Origin of the sequence: Catenovulum adriaticum, assembly GCF_026725475.1 — a bacterium.
GTDB lineage: Bacteria > Pseudomonadota > Gammaproteobacteria > Enterobacterales > Alteromonadaceae > Catenovulum > Catenovulum adriaticum.
Map to the genome: position 1 here is coordinate 1,086,220 of NZ_CP109965.1, position 21,864 is coordinate 1,108,083.

At 37.6% G+C, this 21,864-nt stretch carries 16 protein-coding genes; 7 read left to right on the forward strand and 9 right to left on the reverse strand.

Annotation, left to right across the window (positions count from 1 at the left end; all coding sequences use genetic code 11):
• Positions 1-38: 38 nt before the first annotated feature.
• Entirely contained in the window at positions 39-1,685 is a 1,647-nt protein-coding gene (groL, locus tag OLW01_RS04915) for a chaperonin GroEL (protein WP_268075615.1), read from the forward strand.
• Between the two features lie 328 nt (positions 1,686-2,013).
• Here the strand turns inward: groL and OLW01_RS04920 are convergent, their stop codons facing one another.
• The 5 genes from OLW01_RS04920 to OLW01_RS04940 form a co-directional block, all read right to left on the reverse strand.
• Positions 2,014-2,376 (reverse strand): DUF3718 domain-containing protein, encoded by a 363-nt coding sequence (locus OLW01_RS04920; RefSeq protein WP_268075616.1) that lies wholly within the window; start codon positions 2,374-2,376, stop codon positions 2,014-2,016.
• Between the two features lie 30 nt (positions 2,377-2,406).
• Positions 2,407-4,410, reverse strand: coding sequence for a methyl-accepting chemotaxis protein (locus OLW01_RS04925; protein ID WP_268075617.1), 2,004 nt, complete (start codon positions 4,408-4,410; stop codon positions 2,407-2,409).
• A gap of 372 nt (positions 4,411-4,782) precedes the next feature.
• Positions 4,783-5,808, reverse strand: a complete 1,026-nt coding sequence (locus tag OLW01_RS04930) for a transglutaminase domain-containing protein (protein ID WP_268075618.1) — start codon at positions 5,806-5,808, stop codon at positions 4,783-4,785.
• A gap of 565 nt (positions 5,809-6,373) precedes the next feature.
• On the reverse strand, positions 6,374-7,189 hold the full coding sequence (dkgB, locus tag OLW01_RS04935) for a 2,5-didehydrogluconate reductase DkgB (protein ID WP_268075619.1): 816 nt from the start codon (positions 7,187-7,189) through the stop codon (positions 6,374-6,376).
• A 433-nt stretch (positions 7,190-7,622) separates the two neighbouring features.
• Positions 7,623-8,084, reverse strand: coding sequence for an Hsp20 family protein (locus OLW01_RS04940; protein ID WP_268075620.1), 462 nt, complete (start codon positions 8,082-8,084; stop codon positions 7,623-7,625).
• A 149-nt stretch (positions 8,085-8,233) separates the two neighbouring features.
• Between OLW01_RS04940 and OLW01_RS04945 the strand changes: the two genes are divergently transcribed.
• The 3 genes from OLW01_RS04945 to OLW01_RS04955 all read left to right on the forward strand — a co-directional run bounded on the left by OLW01_RS04945 (position 8,234) and on the right by OLW01_RS04955 (position 12,155).
• On the forward strand, positions 8,234-9,034 hold the full coding sequence (locus OLW01_RS04945; protein WP_268075621.1) for a TatD family hydrolase: 801 nt from the start codon (positions 8,234-8,236) through the stop codon (positions 9,032-9,034).
• 661 nt (positions 9,035-9,695) lie between these two features.
• Positions 9,696-10,406, forward strand: a complete 711-nt coding sequence (locus OLW01_RS04950) for a DUF2982 domain-containing protein (RefSeq protein ID WP_268075622.1) — start codon at positions 9,696-9,698, stop codon at positions 10,404-10,406.
• An 87-nt stretch (positions 10,407-10,493) separates the two neighbouring features.
• Complete coding sequence (locus OLW01_RS04955) at positions 10,494-12,155, forward strand: flagellar assembly protein A (RefSeq protein ID WP_268075623.1); 1,662 nt, start codon at positions 10,494-10,496, stop codon at positions 12,153-12,155.
• Between the two features lie 56 nt (positions 12,156-12,211).
• On the opposite strand, the gene OLW01_RS04960 is transcribed toward OLW01_RS04955, so the two are convergent.
• From OLW01_RS04960 to xseA, 3 genes are all read right to left on the reverse strand, one after another.
• Entirely contained in the window at positions 12,212-12,847 is a 636-nt protein-coding gene (locus tag OLW01_RS04960) for a TcpQ domain-containing protein (RefSeq protein WP_268075624.1), read from the reverse strand.
• A 107-nt stretch (positions 12,848-12,954) separates the two neighbouring features.
• Positions 12,955-13,881 carry an LpxL/LpxP family Kdo(2)-lipid IV(A) lauroyl/palmitoleoyl acyltransferase gene (gene lpxL, locus OLW01_RS04965; protein ID WP_268076153.1) on the reverse strand — a complete coding sequence of 309 codons (927 nt, stop codon included), beginning with the start codon at positions 13,879-13,881 and terminating at the stop codon, positions 12,955-12,957.
• A 59-nt stretch (positions 13,882-13,940) separates the two neighbouring features.
• Complete coding sequence (gene xseA / locus OLW01_RS04970) at positions 13,941-15,278, reverse strand: exodeoxyribonuclease VII large subunit (RefSeq protein ID WP_268075625.1); 1,338 nt, start codon at positions 15,276-15,278, stop codon at positions 13,941-13,943.
• A 164-nt stretch (positions 15,279-15,442) separates the two neighbouring features.
• On the opposite strand from xseA, the gene guaB reads away from it, so the two are divergent.
• From guaB to yghU, 3 genes are all read left to right on the forward strand, one after another.
• Positions 15,443-16,912 carry an IMP dehydrogenase gene (gene guaB / locus OLW01_RS04975; RefSeq protein ID WP_268075626.1) on the forward strand — a complete coding sequence of 490 codons (1,470 nt, stop codon included), beginning with the start codon at positions 15,443-15,445 and terminating at the stop codon, positions 16,910-16,912.
• A gap of 75 nt (positions 16,913-16,987) precedes the next feature.
• The gene (gene guaA, locus OLW01_RS04980; RefSeq protein WP_268075627.1) at positions 16,988-18,565 is read left to right on the forward strand and encodes a glutamine-hydrolyzing GMP synthase; all 1,578 of its coding nucleotides are present in this window, start codon (positions 16,988-16,990) and stop codon (positions 18,563-18,565) included.
• Between the two features lie 362 nt (positions 18,566-18,927).
• Positions 18,928-19,791, forward strand: coding sequence for a glutathione-dependent disulfide-bond oxidoreductase (gene yghU, locus OLW01_RS04985; RefSeq protein WP_268075628.1), 864 nt, complete (start codon positions 18,928-18,930; stop codon positions 19,789-19,791).
• Positions 19,792-19,814: 23 nt separating this feature from the next.
• Here the strand turns inward: yghU and OLW01_RS04990 are convergent, their stop codons facing one another.
• Positions 19,815-21,188, reverse strand: coding sequence for a sensor histidine kinase (locus tag OLW01_RS04990; RefSeq protein WP_268075629.1), 1,374 nt, complete (start codon positions 21,186-21,188; stop codon positions 19,815-19,817).
• Positions 21,189-21,864 lie beyond the last annotated feature (676 nt).

The following is a 21,864-nucleotide window of genomic DNA, read 5'->3' on the forward strand; positions in this document are numbered from 1 at the left end:
ATTATCAATTCATTAACAGATTTTAGGAAATTATAATCATGGCAGCAAAAGACGTAAAATTTGGTGAAGACGCACGCGTAAAAATGTTAGCGGGCGTGAATATTTTAGCAAACGCAGTAAAAGTAACTTTAGGTCCTAAAGGCCGCAACGTTGTTTTAGACAAATCATTTGGCGCACCAATGATCACTAAAGACGGTGTATCAGTTGCGAAAGAAATCGAACTTGAAGACAAGTTTGAAAATATGGGCGCACAAATGGTTAAAGAAGTAGCGTCTAAAGCGAATGATGAAGCAGGTGACGGTACAACAACTGCAACTGTATTAGCGCAATCAATTGTAAACGAAGGCTTAAAAGCAGTTGCTGCGGGCATGAATCCAATGGATTTAAAACGTGGTATTGATAAAGCTGTGATTGCCGCTGTAGCTGAATTAAAAGCATTATCACAACCTTGTGCAGATAATAAAGCGATTGCTCAGGTAGGTACTATCTCAGCAAACTCTGATCGCGAAATTGGCGAAATCATTGCAAATGCAATGGAAAAAGTTGGCAAAGAAGGTGTTATCACTGTAGAAGAAGGTCAGGCACTTCATAACGAATTAGACGTTGTTGAAGGTATGCAATTTGACCGTGGTTATTTATCACCTTATTTCATCAACAACTCTGAAAACGGTACAGTTGATTTAGATAGCCCATTTATCTTATTAGTGGACAAAAAAGTATCTAACATTCGTGAGTTATTACCAACGTTAGAAGCGGTTGCTAAAGCTGGCAAACCATTATTAATTATCGCTGAAGATTTAGAAGGCGAAGCCTTAGCAACTTTAGTTGTTAACAACATGCGTGGCATTGTTAAAGTAGCAGCGGTTAAAGCACCAGGTTTTGGTGACCGTCGTAAAGCAATGTTACAAGATATTGCTGTATTAACAAACGGTACCGTTATCTCTGAAGAAATCGGCTTAGAGTTAGAAAAAGCTGAACTTGAAGATTTAGGTCAAGCTAAGCGTGTTGTTATTTCAAAAGACAATACAACAATTATCGATGGCGTAGGTGAAGAAGCTAATATTCAATCTCGCGTTACTCAAATTCGTGGCCAAATTGAAGAATCAACTTCAGACTACGATAAAGAAAAGCTTCAAGAGCGCTTAGCTAAATTAGCTGGTGGTGTTGCGGTGATTAAAGTTGGCGCAGCAACTGAAGTTGAAATGAAAGAGAAAAAAGCACGTGTTGAAGATGCACTTCACGCAACTCGCGCAGCGGTTGAAGAAGGTGTGGTACCTGGTGGTGGTGTTGCATTAGTTCGAGTTGCAGCAAAAATCACTGAATTAACAGGTGATAACGAAGACCAAAACCATGGTATTAAAGTTGCGCTACGCGCAATGGAAGCGCCAATGCGCCAAATTGTTACTAACGCAGGTGAAGAAGCCTCTGTTGTCGTAAGCAAAGTGAAAGAAGGTGAAGCTAACTTTGGTTACAACGCAGGTAACGATACTTACGGTGATATGTTAGAAGCGGGTATTTTAGATCCAACTAAAGTAACTCGTAGCGCATTACAATTTGCAGCATCAGTCGCTGGCTTAATGGTAACGACTGAAGCTATGGTTACCGACGTACCACAAGATGACGCGCCTGCAGCACCTGATATGGGTGGCATGGGCGGTATGGGTGGAATGGGCGGCATGATGTAGTCTGAAAAAGACTATATCTGAACGTTTCATAGAAACTCAGAAGCTTTTGAAAACCCCGTAGGCATTGTCTTACGGGGTTTTTTAGTTTTACATACATTGTCATTTTTTGTTCAATTTTTTATTTTTCCAGACACATTTCATTTAGTTATTTTGCTCAATATTTTTAAGGCAATTGAAGGAGAGGCGCTTATTGGGGTAAGTGGGACGTGAAGCTAGTACTGTCGGTATTTTTATGCTTAGGTTGTGATGAGGGGAGTAATGTAAAACGCAGCAGACCAACATATGCTAAACATATAGTTAAGCCTGCTTTGCGGTGTTAATTATAACTTTAATTAACGCGATCTTTTAGCTCAGCTACAATAGGAGAGGCTGAGTGGCCATTAGATTCAGCCCAACCTAAATCATCAACGTCTTTTAAAGTAGACTTTGAGACTTTACTGACAATATAACTGCCAACATCGTTTGCACTACTTTCCAGCGCAAGTTGAATTAGAGATTTATCGTTACAGCGTAGATCTTTATATAGGCTACGTAACTTAAACCCGCCTGAGCGTAACGCCAAACGTAAACCATGTTTATCATTATTCATTACACTTTTGCAGATAGTGACACCTAGCTCATTTGCCTGAGCCGAATTAACACTTAAACATGCAACGAATAAACTACTAGCGAATAAAAACTTATTTTTCATACGACTTCTCTTTTTACAACATATAGATTATTAAATTTTAAACTTCTGTACAGAGCTTAATAACTGTCCAGATAAGTGTGCAACTTCTTTGCTCGATTCAGAGGTTTGTGATGCGCCTTCTGCATTGCTTTCGACAATTTCGACAATTGACATGAGTTTTTGATTAATTTCTTCACTCACGGTGTTTTGTTCATTAGCAGAGCTGGATATTTCATAACTCTTCTGATTAGCTGTACTAATCGCGCTTGAAATATTTAATAGGGCGTCTGAGCATTGTTTGGCTAACCCAACGACTTCAATTGCTTGTTTTCGACTGCTTTGCATTACGCCAACCGCTTCTTCTGTTCCTTTTTGTAAGCCTTCAATCATGTTTTGGATTTCGCTGGTTGATTGCTGTGTTCGGCTTGCCAATGTTCTAACTTCGTCAGCAACAACAGCAAAACCTCTCCCATGCTCACCTGCTCGTGCTGCTTCAATGGCTGCGTTTAGGGCGAGTAGGTTAGTTTGTTCTGCAATGCTTCGAATTACATCTAATATGCCGCCAATCGCATCAGTGTTAGCACTTAATTGGTCAATTACGGTAGAAGCCGACTCAATTTTTTCTGCTAATTTTTCGATGGTTTCAGCGTTAGAATCTGAGATTCCTCGGACATTTTCAGCTTCAGATGTCACAATTTCAATTTGCTCTGAAGACTCTTGTGCAGAGCGGGCAACTAATTCAGAAGCGGCGCTCATTTGCATAGTTGCCGAGGCAATTTGGTCAACTTGTAGTTTTTGACGTTGGATTTCAGATGCCGTTTTAGTAGTGATTGTCGACATTTGCTCAGCAGCTGATGCAGTTTGAGTAGAGCTTGATGTAATTTCATTAATAACGTCTCTTAGTCCCTCTACAACCAAGTTACAGCTGCGTGCCAATTGACCTAATTCATCGTTACTGCTGTCGTCTAAGCGGGTGCTTAAGTCACCAATGGCAATGTTAGATAATGCTAAGTTAATACGCTCAAGTGGCTTAGTAATACTGCGCAATACTGTAATAGCAATAGCGATAGCGAGTGCTAATGAAATGCCTATTACGACAAAGGTTTTTATTTCTACTGAGGTAATGCTTTCTTGCATTTCTTGTTCTGAATTTTCAACAAAAGCTTCAGACGTGCTCGCAAGCGATTTTAAACTATTAGTCAGTTTAATTAAGCTTTCTTCTGAATTTTGTAGGCTATTAGTCGTGAGCTCATTTGATGTTAGCTGGCTCTCTTTAGCGCTGAGTAACCCTGAGTTTGATGTAAAGGCATCAACAACTTGTTGTGCTGCATTAATAAATTCTTCAGCATACTCTTTAGCTTCTTCAGAGCTGTTAGGGTTATCGATAATAGTGGTATTTAATCGCTGGCTGCTATCCGTTAAATTAGAAAGATATGTATTAACGGCTGATTGGTAAGTGCTAAACATGGCAAGCGTTTTTACGTTAGCTACGTCGTATAAATAATTTAATAATACATCTAAAGTTGATTCGCCTTCTTTGATAATTCGGCTAGCTTGGTCGTTCACGCCAGAATCCATTAAGTCGATAAGTTGTGATAAAGCGGTATCAGCAGCATCTTCAATATCCATTGATTTATCTTTAATAGAAGCTTCAGCCTCAATACTTGATTGACGGTGAGCAAATACATTACTGATTTCTTGTTTATACTGACTGGCAATATCGCCGAGTTTTGCGTGGCCTTGAATATCTAAAGCGTTTAATTTTGTTAGATATTGTTCAAAGCTTTGATCTTCGGTTTGGGTTTTGCTTTGAATTGAATTAAGTTCACTAAGTGAGGTTGCATGGTAGCCGCTTAAGCTTAATTTACTGATAGCGTATGTCACACTTTGCAACTCTGTGCTGCTTTGCTGCATTGGATAAGCTTGTTGGGTAATTTCTTTAGTCGAGCTTGCGATTTCTGAAATACTGGTTAATGAAGAGACTCCTATAAAAACTAATAATGCGGTGATAACGGTAAAGCCGAAGATAATTTTGTTAGCGATAGTAAACTTCATAGATTCAATCATTTAATGTTTTGTGACCAGGCGCTCAAAACTGAAGGTCGGTCAAATATTACGACAAGTATATATTTAATATACATTAGAAATGTAGTATGACAATAAAGTATAAGCCTGTAAAGATAAAAACAACTCAATAACATCTGCAATACATGTACTAAGTTAATCTGTTTTATTTTTAGCGAGACTTGGTTAACCTCGGTATATTGCAAATTGAAGTTAGTTTAACTGTCTGTTTTAATTGTTATTTTTGTTTTTCTCTGTTTGTTAAATCTGTATAGGTTAATTGCAAAAAAATTGTCATGAATAAATTTTTTAGTTAGATTTTTGTAAAATATAATGAGGTTTTTTTGAATTTAGTCCATTGAATTAGTGAAATTTTTGAGGTGATAATTGGTAGTGGAGTTGTTCGGTATCGTTACTAACGTAAATACTAGATGGGTCAATTAAATTTGGACTTAACTGATTTGCACGTTTGATATACCTAATAGCGTTTTGCATATCACCTTCAATCAATGCGCGTTCAGCTAATGATTTTATATAATGAGGATTATCAGCATATAGTGTATGAATGCTTTTTTTAACGGATCGTTTAAGCTCAAACTGCTGAGTATTATGATATAAATTTTGTAAGTTTATTAAAACACTGTAGTTTTTAGGATCCAATTTAATTGCATATTTTAGAATAGACTCGGATAATTCATATTGCTCAATGCGATTTAATAACGCACCCATATTGTTCCAGATGTCTGATTGATTAGGTGCTAACAAAATAGCTTGTCGGTAATAATAATAAGCCAAATCCAGCTCATTTTTAATTAACGCTTCGGATGCGACATTATTTAAATACATGGCTTTTGCTAATTGGTCATTTAAGATAACACCTATATTTTTCGAATCATAAGATTTTTCATTAAAATCGACAATAACGGAAACTCGACGGGTTTTGTGCATAAGTGTATTGATGTGTGATAGCTTTGCTAACAACCCATTGTGAGAATACCAAGCGGGTTTTGCTGAGCTTTCCCTGAATTGACTTTTTAAACCTGCTGCACGGCCTAAAGCAACCATCATCGCCGTTAATGATAAGCAATTCCCTCGCTTTTTGGCAAAAGTGTCACCCGCATTTAAAGTGGTGAACATATCGTAATCAATAATATAGTTTTTCTGATAAAACAAAGTATTATATATCTTTGTTACTTTTTTATCTGGGCTGAGCATTGTTAAATTTAGTGAATCAACAAAAGCTTGCATTTGTGGTGTCACCGTTAAAAAATGAGCTTCGTTAACTGGGGAGTCAGGTAAATTTAATTGAGCAATGGTTATAGGTAAATTTGGTTTTCGTTGTCGGGTAATTAAATGTTCAGGCATTAAACTACAGGCGGGGATTAACATAACTATCATGCTTAGTATAATTGAAAACCGCTTTCTGACTGTTAATAAACAAGCGTGCATTACAACCTCAGAGTGTTCACTGAATCATACTCATTAGTATAGTATTTAGCCTCAATATGAGTGGATTAGTAGCCGATTTTGAAGCTTTTTTAAATTCTATTTCTTTGCTCTATGTTTCGAAATGTGGACACGATCAAGCTAGTTTAATTAATATGAAATGATAAATTCCAATGCTTAAATGGAACTGAGATCGATTATTATTTGGTTTGGTATAATTCGGTTGGGTATTTAGCAACTTTAAGTTGACAAGCTGGCGTGCTAGAAAGCGTATGCGAAGCTAATGGTAAAATTATTAGTAAGTCAATGTACAAACATTACAAGATGCTACTAAATAGGTAATAGGTGAGGCTAATAATTAAAAAGCTAACCCTAAAAATATGCATACCTATTGCTAAATTTATATTTCAGCAAACTTTTATTTGTTTGCTTTTGTATAGTAAGCATGAACCCGCATGCTTACTATATTTATTGCATTATCAAAGTATTGATAAATTGCTATTTGTATTTATTCATCCCAATCTGGCGCAAAATCTGGGGTGGCTTGACGTTCACTGCGATCAAGCGCGTCAATGCGATCAATATCCTCTTTATCTAATTTAACTGAATCATCAAAATTATCTTTTAGGTTTTCACGTTTAGTTGAAGAAGGGATTGTGGTCATTCCATTGGCATTAACCCAAGCTAAAATAACTTGTGCTGGCGTTGCTTTATGTTTGTTTGCTATATCAATAACAACGTCATCTTTTAAAGCTTTGCCCACCGCAAATGGCATGTAAGCTGTTACATGAATATCATGTTGCTGACAAAATGAACGCATTTTAGTGTTTGTTAAGTAAGGATGAACCTCAATTTGATTAGTGAAAATTTCTCGGCTATCCAATGTTTGCATCGCTTCTTTTAGATTCGCAATGGTAAAATTAGAAACCCCAATATGCTTTGTCAGTCCCTGATTTTTTGCTTTTTTGAGTTCGGTTAAGTATTCACTCATCGAGTCGCCAGTTGTTGAGGCAGGCCAGTGAATCAATAACAAATCCACTCGGTCAACTTGTAATTTATCTAAGCTCTCTTTTACGCTCTTAATAAAATTCTTTTTATTAAGATTATCGTTCCATACTTTAGTGGTGATAAATAATTCGTCACGAGGTATATTGCTGTCTTTAATTGCCTCGCCAATTTGTTTTTCATTACCATATATTTGTGCAGTATCAATATGTCTAAATCCAACTTCTAGGGCCATACGAACTGAGTTATATGCTGTTTTACCTTCTAAGCGGAAGGTCCCCATACCTAAATCTGGCATTTCAATCACGTGCATTGTCATAACGGCTCCTTTTTTCGTACTATGAATGTTGCTGTAATATAAGACTGAGGGTCTAAATTGAATTTTCAAGTTAAGTAACAAAAAAGGATTATAAAATGTGAATGAATAGCCAAGTGTATGCTCAAAAAATGCAGTTAGATAGGCTAGGCTTTTACCGCACATGCTATTTTATTTATTACGAAAAAATGAGAAAAAATATAAATTGAGTGGTAACTTTATTTTAGTTAATTAAAACGGTGGGCTTGAGATGGAAATTAATTTGTGGGGATTTTTGAGTATTTGCGTCATTTTTGGTGGTTCAATTGCAATTTTAAGTATGTACTTTAGTTATAAAAAAGCGATGAAAAAACTGGATAATAAAGCTGACTAAATTGATGTAAACAAAAAGGCCGTTATTAATGCAACGGCCTTTGTCGGGTTTATTCAGTCAAGATTATTTGTTTTCTAAATAATCTTGCGATTGTTTAACGCCAATTGGAATTGACTTTGGTTTTAGAGCTTCAGGCACTTCGCGATATAAATCAATATGCAGTAGCCCTTGTTCAAGTTCAGCACCACTTACTTTAATGTGGTCGCTAAGTTGAAACTTGCGTTCAAAATTTCGAGCTGATATACCTTTGTAGATAAATTGTTTTTTACCGTCGTTTTCATCATCTGCTTTTGCTTTTTGGCCAGTGACGGTTAAGGTATTATTTTCAAGGTTTATATCTAGCTCTTCTTCAGCAAACCCAGCCACCGCTAAAGTAATTCGGTATTTATCTTCATCGGTTAATTCGATATTGTATGGTGGGTAACCGGCTGATTTATCGCTACGAGCTGCATCATCCATCATGTTAGCTAGATGATCAAAACCAATAAATGAACGGTATAATGGAGTGAAATCAAAAGTTTTCATATTCATATCCTCACGATTAAGCAATATGTAACGCGTTATTAGCGTTTAAATTTAAATTGTATGCCACCCTATTGGGCTGGCGGTTTAGGCCCGCTATCGGCGCCTATAAAAGATATAAGGTTTGCCTATTTTGTTTTCAAGGTTTTTTTATGATTTTTTTTGATAGCCACTGTCATTTAGATTTATTAGCTGAAAAACTCGATTTACTTCAAGAGCTTAATAAATGCAAAAAAAGCAAAGTTAAGCGAATATTAATGCCCGGTGTTAAAAAAGATAATTGGGGTAAGCTTAAGAACATTCAACAAGTTTATTCAAGTTCGGCTTGTAAATTAGATTATGCATTAGGTTTACATCCGTACTTTATGCCTCAGCATCAATTTGAAGCTGATTTATCTGAATTAGAATCGAGCTTAGCAGGTGATTCAAACTGTATTGCCGTTGGTGAGATAGGCTTGGATTTTTCATTGCCTGATACAGGTGCCTCAGCGCACCAGAATCAAATTTCACTTTTTTATCAACAGCTAAAATTGGCCAAGCAAGCAAAATTAGCCGTAATTATCCATCATCGAAAAAGCATAGATAAAATTAGTCATTTCGTTAAGCAAGCGCATTTTGATTACGGTGGCGTTGTGCATGCGTTCTCTGGTAGCGAGCAACAGGCCAAAAAGTTAATTGATTTAGGATTTAAGTTAGGTATAGGCGGCACTATTACTTATCCCAGAGCCAAAAAGACAAGGCAGGCTATCGCTAATGTAGATGCCGAACACTTGTTATTAGAAACCGATGCACCAGATATGCCTATTAACGGCAGGCAAGGGCAAGTCAATTCACCTGTTTTTATTATCGAAACTTTTAATGAGCTGGCTCGGCTTAAAAAAATAGATAAAACAGAGTTAAGCGATAAATTATGGCAAAATACTTTTGATTGCTTTGCGCGTTTAGGTAGCTAAATCACGTTATTTTTGTATAGCCGAAAACAAATTTTTTGTCTCCGTTCAAATTATAAATAAAGATAAATACGCTCTCTAGATTCAATTAAGCAGTTACTTTGGTCGCGCGGTGACGGTATTTTAATTAAGCTTGGGTTAATTATTAATTATAAAGTGAGCAAAGCTGTGATTAATTATTTTAATCGTTTAAAGTGTTTATCTATTTGAATATAAAATACAAAATATATGTGTTGGCTGTAGTTGTTACCTTATTTGGGTAAAAAATCTTCTTAGTCTAAACTGAGTGTTAAGGTTGTATACCCGTGAAGCTCCCGAAGGGCTGGGTTAAAAATGCCAGATACTGCGTCAAATTATTTTGATGTACGAGCGCATGGATGCGGGAGGTAGAATAACGCAGGAGCAGTTATCGAGAATGATTATATCGACAACAATTTGCCTTGCCTCAAGCATTTTTTCTCTGGCTGAAATCAGTATCTTGAAGCAATACGGGTATATAATGAAAGAGCAGCTTAAAAAATTACTATGGCCTAAATGTCCTACTTGCAGAAAATGGCGACTCATTATTTTATGGGGCATCATTATGATGTTTTATGTTTTGTACGATATAGGTATATAGCGCGTTTGCGCTTTTCAATAACATATTTGTTGTAGGTTGTGATTTATGTCAAGCAATATTGAAACTCAATATATTCGGTCAATCACTAAACACAAAGGTTATAGTTTAGGAGTGTTTAGTGGCTTAGCTTTTGTTGGTTTTGCGATTCTTTATTCAGTATTTTCTGAAGACGCGCAACTGCCGTTAATTTTTTTAATGACAGCCTGCATTGTTGGTTTAGTGATTGCCATTTGTAAGATACAAGAGCCCGACTATAGTTTTATGCTGAATAACCAAGGTTTGTTGTATCATCATAAACGTGGCTTTTTATTAATTGAATGGGATAATATTCAAGGCTTTGGTATTCCAACTATTCACAAAGGACTCGACTTACAAGAATTGTCTTTTGTTGGGGTTAAATTAAAGCAACCTGAATCTATTTTACCAGCCATTAGTTTACGCTTAATTTCACATTTGTTAATTGAACAGAGGGCGACTTTTCATCAATATGTTCGCCAAAATGAAATTAATTTAAGCCAAAGTGCCTCTGAATTATCTTTAAATACAGAGCCATTTAAAGCAAAAAGCGGTTATATTTATAAAGGTTTAAGAGGAATGTTTGCACATAGAATGCAATATTTTAGGCGTTACAGTGGTTATGATATTTTAATTCCTGCTACTGCATTTGACCGCCCAGTGGAAGAGTTTATTGGTTTATTGCGAAAACACCATACAGCTAATTTACAAGCGCAAACCCAAGCTGAAAATAGCCAATAAGTTTGTCTAGATTTAATTCGTTAGGTTGTGGTATGTTGTTAACACGTTAATTACATTTTTTATTCGTTGTAGCCTGTAGGTTGGTATATGTCTGAGTTGGCGTTTGAGTTTGATAAAAATAATAATAAATTATTGCTGATCTCCTCTTGCATAGAAGGGGAAAAATTACCCACAGATGCAATTGTTAGAGAGCAATTTGAGCAGTCTAAATTTCAATCTTTATATTATTTGCCTGAAGAAGCCTCAAAAGCGGTTGCTTTATTGACCCAATACATGACTGCTAAACAATTTGGTAAACCAGTGCGCTTTGTAGTGGCAGAAGTGCGGCCTGCAAAAATAAAGATTCGTTTATCAGCAGATAATATGTCGGCCACTGCGGAGTTAACAGCAGCGTTTGGAGGACAAAACTTAACAGATAAACAAATTGTACGCTGTGCCGCAAAAATGGGCGTGGTGATGGGGCTGGATTTAGAAGCAATTAAAGGTTTAGCAAAAGATGCGCAAGTAGGGTCGCAGGGTAAAACTTATCAGAAAGTGATCGCAAAAGGGCAAATGCCGTTAAATGGCAATGATAGCACCTTTGAGCGCTTGACTAAAACAGCTACAGAACGTGTATTACAACCTCAAGAAACCGATAACGGTAAAGTCGATATGCGTGACTTAGGCTCTTTAGTTTCAGTTAAACCTAATGATCCTTTAATGCGCAGACACCCACCCACAAAAGGGCGAGCTGGGTTTGATGTTAAAGGCAATGCTGTATTAGCTCAGCCTGGTGAATGTATCGCATTTGACGTTGGTCCCGGAGCTGTCGTTTCCTCTGAAGATAGTAACCTATTAGTTGCTGAGATTCCCGGCATTCCTTATATATTGGAACAGGGTGCACGGGTTGATAATGTTTTAGAGCTAGAGAAAGTAGATGTTTCTACTGGACACATTAATTTTGAAGGTGGGGTAATTGTTAATGGGGATGTGTCTGAAGGCATGAAATTAAAAGCCAGTGGTAATGTTACCGTGGGCGGTTTTATTGAGAATGCGTCAATTGAAATTGATGGCGATTTAACCGTTATGAAAGGCATTATTGGTCGTAAAATTTCAGATGATTCAGATCCTGAAACAACGGATTACCACTGTAATGTTAAAGTATCGGGCAACCTGTGTGCCAAATATATTCAAAATTCGGCTTTAGTCGTTAAAAAGCAAGTGCAATTTCAAGGTCAAATATTGCATTCTCGGATTTTCGCTCAGAGTATATACGGAGGCACTGAAAAGGCAGCAGTAGGTAAAATTGTAGGTGGTTTTTATGAAGTGACGCAAGGCGTGCGTTGTGCAACCATTGGCGCACTAGCATCCACTAACACTACCTTTCATTTATTTCCGGAATTAGCTCAGAAGCAAGATAAAAAACAAACCTTGTTAAAACTGCGAAAAGAGAAAGAAGATATTTTGTCTGAAATTAAAGCTGCCTGGGAGTTTTTACGAGAAGGCAATGAGCAGGAAAATAAAGCTGAATTAATTGAACAAACCATCAACTCTTATAAAGTGCATGATAAAGAATTAAAAAAGTATTCGCGCGCAGTTGTTCATCTAACGCATCAAATTGAAAAGCAAATGCACAGCGTTTATATCCAAGCGAGTCGAGAATTTTTTAGTAAAACGCATTTAAAATTAGGTCAAGTGCACTTTGTCACGCAAGATGATTTAAAAAATGTGAAATACGGTTTTCGGGATGGCCAATTCACCCGAATTTAGCAAGTATTCACTCAATGCTTGGTCAGGTAAGCTGGCTCAATTATTCACTGAAGTCGTCAAAATAGCTTCCAGTCTTGGCTATTGCTTGAACGAGCGGGTATGCACTGCTCTCGTACGTAATGTTCAACGATATCAGTGATAATTAACGTGCGCTGACGCGGACAGAAAAATCCATAAACATCTTTTTCAAAATCGCTGTCTATAGCGGTCGACATCTTGTACAAAGTACCCACGGCGGTTTCTTCTACTCTAAAGGGCAACTTGACGATAAAGTCGCGCTCTAGCCACCAAATTAAATTCATATGTTCGTCGGTTGCAATGTCAGCCATTCGCTTTCTCAGCGTATCCCCTTCAACAAACCGTCGGTTTTTAAACGGGCCAACCCAATTGACATTGATGGGTTTTACACTTGTACCAATTTGTTTTAACTCGGCAGTTAAGCTTGAATCAGGCCGCTTTAAATCAATAATAAATTGCGCTCTTGATGGATCGCTGAATGAGTCTATTTTGGCCTTAAGCGAGGTATAAAAATTACTAAACCCTTCAGCAGTTTTAGTTCCTGAACTGCGCTGTGCTTCACCACCGCTTAGATTAGTGTCGCGAGATAAAAAAGGAGATTCACTTACCGCAAGGTAAATACCTAAAAATATTAAAATAAGTGCGGCAGTAATATGCCTTATCCAAAACCACATGGTGTGTGTACCCAAATCCTTGTTTGTATCTCTACTCAGGTTGCCAAGATTTATAAAAAATAGCAAGACGATTAAATGCAGAGTTTAATCGTCATTTCAAGCTGAAGTTATTTATAGACCGAAGCTTGTTTTCTGTCTGGCCGAGTTTTAAAACGTCTATGTAGCCACATGTACTGCTCAGGTGCTTTCATAATGCCTTGTTCTATTAATTTATTAAGACGTGTAGCGTCAACTTGGTCGTCGCCACTTGGATAATTATCTAAAGCGGGTGTTAAGGTAATCTTATAACCTTTTCCATTAGGCAACCGTTCAGGCATTAAAACGATTACTTTACAGTTTGATTCTTTTGCAAATAACGTGGTTCCTGTCGTGGTACAAGCTTGAGGTTCGGCAAAAAAAGGCACAAATACACTGCGGCGTCTGCCGTAGTCTTGATCCGGTAAATAATAACAAGCTTCATTATTGGTGAGGGCCTCTAATAAACCTTTTACGTTTTTTGCACCAATTAAGTATCTATTATCTCTGGCTCGGCCTTTATACTGAAAATACTCCATTAGAGGGTTGTTATGCGGACGATAAAAAGCAACACAGGGGTGGGCTTGGCCAAATACACGACCACAAATTTCTAAACACATCATATGGTAGGTAGCAAGTAAAACGCCTTGGCCTGATTTTAACGCATCTTCTAAATGTTCTAAGCCTTCAACGTGAGCGATACGTTTAATGCGCCATTGCGGCCACCACCAACCCATGCTTGATTCAAATAATGCAATGCCGGTAGATTCAAAATTTTTGATCAATAAGCTTTTTCGCGCTTGTTCTGACATTTCAGGAAAACAGATTTCTAAATTACGCGCGGCAATTTTTCTGCGGCTTTTTACCGTAATATATAACAAACGGCCAATTAACTTGCCTAAGCCAAGTTGCAAGCGATAAGGTAACCATGAAATCGTATATAAAATAATAATACCAAGCCAATTGATCCAATAGCGAGGCAATAAAAATGAAAAACTAAATGTAGGCGTATTCAAAATAAATCAATCCAGGTTATGAGTGGCGCATATTTTAAGCACAAAAATACTTAACGGCTAGTTTAAAACTCGATATCTTTTATTTGGCTGGTAATTTTACCATCAGCCAACCGAGTTTTAATGGTTTGTCCTATGGTTACGTCGCGGCTACTTTGAATACTATTACCTTGTTCATCAAAGGTTGCACTGTAACCTCGACTTAATGTAGATAAAGGGCTGTAAGCTTGTAATTTTTCGGTTAAAACAAGGTGTTGGTTGTAATATCGTTTGTAATGATCATGCATTGCCTGGTGGAGTTTTTGCCGCATTTGAATTTGTTTTTGATGCGCAGACTGAAGCCGATATTTGGGATGGTTTTCTAATAACCTTTGTTGTAATCGGGCAAGTTTATTGGTTTTTGTTTTTAGATTATTTTGTAAGTATTGGTTTAGTTGATGCAGTGTCTCATCTAGCCATTGTTGGCGGTTAAGCATTTGCTTAACGGGATCTTGCTGGTTTAGCCTAAGCTCTAAACGATTTAATTGGTTTTGATATCGACTGATGTGCCGCTCAGCATTCATTTTAAGTTGAGTGGTTAATCGAGGCAGTTGATTTTTTTGTCGTAAGCTTGATTGGCATACCATTTCAGCGGCAGCAGAAGGGGTGGCGGCTCTGATGTCGGCTACCAAATCAGCAATGGTTATATCGGTTTCATGACCCACTGCGCTGATGACAGGCAAACGACTGTAATGAATAGTATAGGCTATGGGCTCTTGATTGAATGCCCATAAATCTTCAATTGAACCACCGCCGCGACTAACAACTAATAAATCAAGAGATGTGTTTTGATTTGCAATTTCAATCATTTTACAAATATGAGCACAGGCTTGCTCGCCTTGCACTAAACAGGGATAAATGATGACTTCAATATTAGGCGCTAGCCGAGCCATAATGCTCAATATATCGTGTATTGCAGCGCCTTTAGCCGAGGTGATTAAGCCAATTTTTTGAATATCTTTAGGCAGGCTTTGTTTGGTTTGACTATCGAACAAACCTTCGGCTGAGAGTTTTAATTTTAAAGCTTCGAATTGCTGTTGCAGTTGGCCAATACCAGCAGGCTGCATAGATTCAACAATAAGCTGATATTCGCCTCTGGGTTTATACAAACTCACATTAGCTCTAACTAGAACCTGTTTACCATTTTCAGGTGCAAACTGAACAAATCGGTTGCTGCCTTTAAACATGGCGCATTTTACTTGTGATTGTGCATCTTTTAATGAAAAATACCAATGCCCCGAACTGGCTTTGGTTAAATTTGAGATTTCGGCTTCTAATAATAGCGAGACAAATTCTTGCTCCAGCAAATTTTTGATTTGCTGATTAAGGGCTGAAACTGAATAAATTTGTTGCGAAATTGTCATAAAATAGCGTGTTTTTGCCCGTTTAGTTTAATTGATAGTGATTTTATCAAAGATAAAGCAGAAATTATCTATTTTCATGAAAAATTTAGTTTACCTGAGGCAATAAAGTCGTTAAAATTCTGCCGCAACTATTTATACCTCATGACAATTGGTGAGAAGTTGCAATGCTAAGAATCGCTCAAGAAGCCCTAACGTTTGATGACGTTTTACTTGTCCCCGGACACTCTACTGTTTTGCCTCATACGGCAAACTTAAAAACTCAATTAACTCGCAAAATTAGCTTAAACATTCCGATGATATCCGCTGCTATGGATACAGTTACTGACGCTCGTTTAGCGATCGCGTTAGCTCAAGAAGGCGGTTTAGGTTTCGTTCATAAAAACATGACAATCGAAGAGCAAGCAGCTCAAGTTCGTCAAGTTAAAAAATATGAATCTGGTATCGTTTCCGATCCCATTACCGTTAAGCCAGATATGTCAATTAGCGAAGTGATCGCTTTGTCTGCACAGGTTAAATTTTCTGGTTTCCCAGTGGTTGACTGCGAAAATAATTTAGTAGGTATCGCGACTGCTCGTGATATTCGTTTTGAAAAAAATCTAAATTTACCCATTTCGTCAGTGATGACGCCAAAAGAAAAATTGGTCACTGTGAAAGAGGGTGAAAATCCAGCTAATATTCTAGATTTAATGCATACTCATCGTATTGAAAAAGTATTAGTTGTTGACGATAACTTTAAATTGGCGGGTATGATTACCGTTAAAGATTATTATAAAGCCGCTGATAAGCCAGATGCTTGTAAAGACGAATTAGGTCGTTTACGTGTTGGTGCTGCTGTTGGTGTTGGCGCAGGTACTGACGAGAGAGTAAAAGCACTTGTTGAAGCTGGCGCAGATGTTATTTTAGTTGATACCTCACATGGACACTCACAAGGTGTAATTGATCGAGTTAAATGGGTAAGAGAAAACTTTCCTGACATTCAGTTGATTGCAGGTAACGTTGCAACGGCCGCTGGCGCTGAAGCTTTAGCTGATGCGGGTGTGGATGCGGTTAAAGTTGGTATAGGCCCAGGTTCAATTTGTACTACTCGTATAGTTACAGGTTGTGGTGTACCGCAAATTACCGCGGTAAATGATGCGGCGACAGCGATGGCTAAACGTGGTATTCCAGTTATCGCCGATGGCGGTATTCGTTTTTCTGGCGATGTTGCAAAAGCTTTAGTAGCAGGTGCAAGCTGTGTAATGGTTGGCTCAATGTTTGCTGGTACTGAAGAAGCTCCAGGCGAAGTAGAGTTATTCCAAGGTCGTTATTATAAATCTTATCGTGGTATGGGCTCATTAGGTGCCATGTCACAAAAAGAAGGCTCCAGCGATCGTTATTTCCAAAAATCTGACGAAGCCGATAAATTAGTACCTGAAGGTATTGAAGGTCGTATCGCTTACAAAGGTCCAATTGCTAATATTATTCATCAGCAAATGGGCGGCCTTCGCTCGGCAATGGGTTTAACTGGCTGTGGTTCAATTGAAGCGCTAAATACAAAAGCAGAATTTGTTAAAATTACCTCTGCAGGTATGGGTGAGTCTCATGTTCACGATGTGCAAATCACAAAAGAAGCACCTAACTATCGTTTAGGTTAAGTTGATTAGACACCCTCAATTTTTTATCAGGCTAGCCTTTGCTGGCCTGATTTATTTCTGGAAAGCGGAATTTTTATGAGCAAAAATATTCATCAAAGCCGAATTTTAATTTTAGATTTTGGCTCTCAGTATACTCAATTAATTGCACGCCGAGTTCGCGAAATAGGCGTTTATTGTGAGTTATGGGCTTGGGACGTTACGCAAGAGCAAATCAAAGAATTTAACCCAACCGGTATTATTTTATCGGGTGGCCCTGAAACAGTAACCGCTGAAAATACTCCAAGAGCGCCTCAATATGTATTTGAAGCAGGTGTTCCTGTATTTGGCATTTGTTATGGTATGCAAACCATGTCTCAGCAAATAGGGGGGCAAGTTCAAGGCTCTGAACACAGAGAGTTTGGTTATGCAAAAGTTGAAATCGTAAAACAAAGCCCTTTGTTTGCCCAAATTGAAGATTTAGTGTTAGATAATGGCAACGCAGCTTTAGACGTTTGGATGAGCCATGGTGATAAAGTAGTCGCTATTCCTGCTGGTTTTGAAACCATTGCTAGTACGCCTAGTTGTCCGCATGCTGCAATTGCTAATGAAGAAAAACAATTTTATGGCGTTCAATTTCATCCTGAAGTGACTCATACTAAACAAGGCATGCGCTTATTAGAGCGTTTTGTGGTTGATATTTGTGGCTGTGAAAAGTTATGGACACCTGCCAGTATAATTGAAGATGCGGTGGCTCGTATAAAAGAGCAAGTTGGTGATGACGAAGTGATTTTAGGTTTATCTGGTGGCGTCGACTCATCAGTGACCGCAATGCTATTACACCAAGCCATTGGCGATAAGTTAACTTGTGTATTTGTTGATAACGGTTTATTACGTTTAAACGAAGGCCATCAAGTATTGGAAATGTTTGGTGATCATTTTGGTTTAAATATTATCCATGTTAATGCTGAAGATAGATTTTTAGACGCGCTAGCCAGTGAAGACGATCCTGAGAAAAAACGTAAAATTATTGGACGTGTGTTTGTTGAAATTTTTGACGAAGAATCTAAAAAATTAACGTCAGCCAAATGGTTAGCTCAAGGCACAATTTATCCAGATGTAATTGAATCTGCAGGTTCTAAAACAGGTAAAGCGCATGTCATTAAGTCACACCATAATGTGGGTGGTTTACCTGATGATATGGAAATGGGTTTGGTTGAACCTTTGCGTGAACTTTTTAAAGATGAAGTTCGAAAAATTGGGTTAGAATTAGGCTTACCTTACGATATGCTTTATCGTCATCCTTTTCCTGGACCAGGTTTAGGGGTTCGCGTTTTAGGCGAAATTAAAAAAGAATATTGTGATTTATTACGTCGTGCAGATGCTATTTTTATTGAAGAGCTTCATAAAGCCGATTTATATCATAAAGTGAGCCAAGCATTTACGGTATTTTTACCGGTACGCTCTGTTGGTGTAATGGGCGATGCTCGTAAATATGATTGGGTTGTTTCGCTTCGTGCGGTTGAAACTATTGATTTTATGACGGCAATATGGGCACACCTACCTTATGAATTTTTAGGTCATGTATCGAATCGAATTATTAACGAAATTGATGGTATTTCACGTGTGGTTTATGACATATCAGGCAAGCCCCCAGCAACGATAGAGTGGGAGTAGCTGCTTAGGTGTTGATAATTTTAAAAGCCTCTGCTTAGCAGGGGCTTTTTTTATTCTAAGTTGAGTGCAATTTATCAAAAGTTATGGCCTAGTCGTGTTTGTTCGTAATCAGTATCGGGCTATTTAAAAAAACTGCAACGCCTTGTCACACATCTCCCTTAAACTCGCGTTTTTAATGCGCCCGTAATCAACTAACGGGAAGAAAAAATATACTGGCAAAAGTGTCTTTGTATAATTGTCTACCTGTACTCAAGATATTACGGCGCGTTAGACAAAATTGAACTATTGTTTGCTTACAGCGTACAAAAGGTCACATGCTTAAAAATTTAAATTCATTTTTTAGTTTTAAAAGGAGCAAGTTAATGTCAGATAAAACATATACGCCGCCAAAAGTGTGGAAGTGGGATGCGGATAACGGAGGCCAATTCTCAAATATTAACCGTCCCTTTGCAGGTGCAACACATGAAAAAGAACTGCCAACAGGAAAGCATCCGTTACAGCTTTATTCATTAGCAACTCCTAATGGCGTTAAAGTAACTATCATGCTTGAGGAGCTTTTAGCTGCGGGTTTCACTGGTGCCGAATATGATGCTCACTTAATTAAAATAATGGATGGCGACCAATTTGGTTCAGGTTTTGTTGAACTCAATCCAAATTCAAAAATCCCTGCCTTAATTGATAAAAGCAGCGAGCCAGAAATTCCAATTTTTGAATCGGGCGCTATTTTGTTGCATCTTGCCGAAAAATTTAAATATTTTATCCCGATCGACCCAGCGAAAAGAGTTGAATGTTTATCTTGGTTGTTTTGGCAAGTAGGGACAGGTCCATTGTTAGGTGGCGGTTTTGGTCACTTTTACGCTTATGCACCTGAAAAATATCAATACCCAATAGACAGATATACACTAGAAGTAAAACGTCAGCTTGATGTTTTAGACAGACAGTTAAAGCATAATGAATTTATTTGCGGCGACCAATATACCATTGCGGATATGGCGATTTACCCTTGGTATGGTGCGTTAATTAATAATAGTATCTATGACGCTGCAGAGTTTTTATCTGTTAATACTTATACAAATGTTCTTCGGTGGGCTGAGCAAATTGGAGAACGTAAAGCGGTTCAGCGTGGACGTATGGTTAATAGGACGTGGGGTGAATTAAGTGAGCAGTTGCATGAGCGGCATGACAGTAGCGATTTTGATACGCGAACTCAAGATAAATTAGCTTAAAAGAGCAAGGTAAGCGTATGAAGTTAAGCGTTATTTGGCTGGGGAAACTTTAGAATAAACTCACAACCTTGGTGAGGTTCAGTAATAAGCTGCACTTCACCATTTAGCTGGTTGACCACTAAGTTGTATAAAATAGAAAGACCAAGCCCGGTTCCACCATCTTTACGGCTAGTTGTGTAAAATGGTTCAAATACGCGCTTTTGAACCTCTTTTTCAATGCCTTTTCCGTTGTCTTTACCGCTTAAAATAATCATTTCTTCGTTTTGGTACAAAGTAAAAGTAAATCGACGGTCAGTTTGACCATTTTGGTAGGCGTGATAACACGCATTTTGAATTAAAATAGTGATGATTTGAGCAATACAGCCTGGGACCGAATATAGTTCGATATTTGGTTGGAGATCAGTTGATAGTATAACTTTGTAACTTTTTAATAGCGGTTTTAAGCTGCACAGTGTATTTTCGATATAGCGAGCTAAATTAAAAGTGTATTTTTCGTAGCCAGACTGATCTGCTGCGGTTTGTTTAAAATTTTGAATTAAATCTACTGCACGGGTTAAATTGTTATAAATAAGTTCGTTTGCAGTTTTTATATGCGCTAAGCTTTGCTCAAATTTTGGTTTGCTCAGTTTGTTTGATGTGAGTAGGGTTTCTAACTCTTTTATACTCTCAATGCTGTGGGTAATACCGGTTATTGCAATACCGATAGGCGTATTAACTTCATGCGCTACACCCGCCACTAAATTGCCTAAAGAAGCCATTTTCTCTGACTCTATTAATTTTTCTTGAGTTTGTTGCAAATGTTCAAGGCTATTTTCTAATGCTTGGGTTCTTTGTTTTACTTGCTCTTCAAGATTTTGGTTTTGTTGTTCTAATTGATATTGATATTGGTTACGTTCAAATGCGCTAATAGCTCGACCATATAAATCGGAAATCGCAGCAGAAAAAGTGACTTCGTCCTGGCTCCAAAGTTTAATTTTGCCGATCTCTTCAAGGCAAATAATGCCTATCATTTTCCCCTTGTGGCGAATTGGTATATCTAGCATAGAGCGAATGTCGTTTGGCTTTAAATAAACCTGTGTAAATTCTTTTGTGGCGGAGTCGGTTTGAGCGTCATTGGCGATAATGGCTCGTTCACTATCTAGTTGACTAAAATAATGCGGATAATCGACTCGCTGTAGACTTAAACTTTCAGTTTCAGTTTGATGGAAAGTATCAACCAATAGCTTGCATTCGATAGCACTTTTATTTTCATTGCTTAGCCATATTCCCGCTCGAGGAATATCAAGACCTTGTAATAATGACTCAACAATCAAACGCTCTGCTTGAGTTATGTTGCCCTCATCAATCACGTTTGATTTTGAGACGGTTAATAAAATATTTTCTAAGGAGGATTTCATAAAGACGCCTGCTCAGCAAAAAACTGTTATAAATATAGTCGTAAACCCGTCTAGTTTACAGCTAAGCTGCAAAATAAAAATAAGCTAAATAATTGACCTGAATTATCTATTTTAAGGTTGGTTTCACGTAATCGTTTACTTTTCTGCATTGTGATTGGTTATATTTTATATCGTTTTAACATCTTGGACTCGTATTCAGACTGAGTCTTTAAAATGATAATGAGCCATAATTATTAATAATTAACAGTTGAATGAATCATTATATTTACAGGTTTGTTTTTGGGTTTATTTTGTATATTTAACAGATTTCAAAACAATGTGATGATCGCTCGCTTTGCAAACAATTAAGTGAGTTTTCAGATAAGTGATAGAACAAGTTTACTTTTGTGCGGGGTGGCTCAATTAAGGTGCAACCTTTATAGTTGCTCATACAGTTACCCATGTATTTAACTGAAACGCTAATGGGTTGTTAACTATGGTACTGAGCATTCTTTTGCCGTTTATGTCAAGAGTTGCGGCTTTTCGCTGATAAAATTGTAAATTTTTTCAGTTTGAAGATAAAAACTGGTATATAATTTTCATCAATTTTTGTCGGCGTCTGTGTTTTTAATGGTTAGGCAAGGTATAAAACAATGAACTCTAAGTCAGTGACGATAGAATATATCGCTATCATCAA

Bases quoted from the DNA above. Each gene is read 5' to 3' on its own strand.
- guaA (WP_268075627.1), top strand. From the start codon at position 16,988: ATGAGCAAAAATATTCATCAAAGCCGAATTTTAATTTTAGATTTTGGC.
- OLW01_RS04945 (WP_268075621.1), top strand. From the start codon at position 8,234: ATGATTTTTTTTGATAGCCACTGTCATTTAGATTTATTAGCTGAAAAA.
- OLW01_RS04950 (WP_268075622.1), top strand. From the start codon at position 9,696: ATGTCAAGCAATATTGAAACTCAATATATTCGGTCAATCACTAAACAC.
- yghU (WP_268075628.1), top strand. From the start codon at position 18,928: ATGTCAGATAAAACATATACGCCGCCAAAAGTGTGGAAGTGGGATGCG.
- guaB (WP_268075626.1), top strand. From the start codon at position 15,443: ATGCTAAGAATCGCTCAAGAAGCCCTAACGTTTGATGACGTTTTACTT.
- OLW01_RS04940 (WP_268075620.1), bottom strand. From the start codon at position 8,084: ATGAAAACTTTTGATTTCACTCCATTATACCGTTCATTTATTGGTTTT.
- dkgB (WP_268075619.1), bottom strand. From the start codon at position 7,189: ATGACAATGCACGTGATTGAAATGCCAGATTTAGGTATGGGGACCTTC.
- groL (WP_268075615.1), top strand. From the start codon at position 39: ATGGCAGCAAAAGACGTAAAATTTGGTGAAGACGCACGCGTAAAAATG.
- OLW01_RS04925 (WP_268075617.1), bottom strand. From the start codon at position 4,410: ATGAAGTTTACTATCGCTAACAAAATTATCTTCGGCTTTACCGTTATC.
- OLW01_RS04960 (WP_268075624.1), bottom strand. From the start codon at position 12,847: ATGTGGTTTTGGATAAGGCATATTACTGCCGCACTTATTTTAATATTT.
- OLW01_RS04955 (WP_268075623.1), top strand. From the start codon at position 10,494: ATGTCTGAGTTGGCGTTTGAGTTTGATAAAAATAATAATAAATTATTG.
- OLW01_RS04920 (WP_268075616.1), bottom strand. From the start codon at position 2,376: ATGAAAAATAAGTTTTTATTCGCTAGTAGTTTATTCGTTGCATGTTTA.
- OLW01_RS04930 (WP_268075618.1), bottom strand. From the start codon at position 5,808: ATGTTAATCCCCGCCTGTAGTTTAATGCCTGAACATTTAATTACCCGA.
- OLW01_RS04990 (WP_268075629.1), bottom strand. From the start codon at position 21,188: ATGAAATCCTCCTTAGAAAATATTTTATTAACCGTCTCAAAATCAAAC.
- xseA (WP_268075625.1), bottom strand. From the start codon at position 15,278: ATGACAATTTCGCAACAAATTTATTCAGTTTCAGCCCTTAATCAGCAA.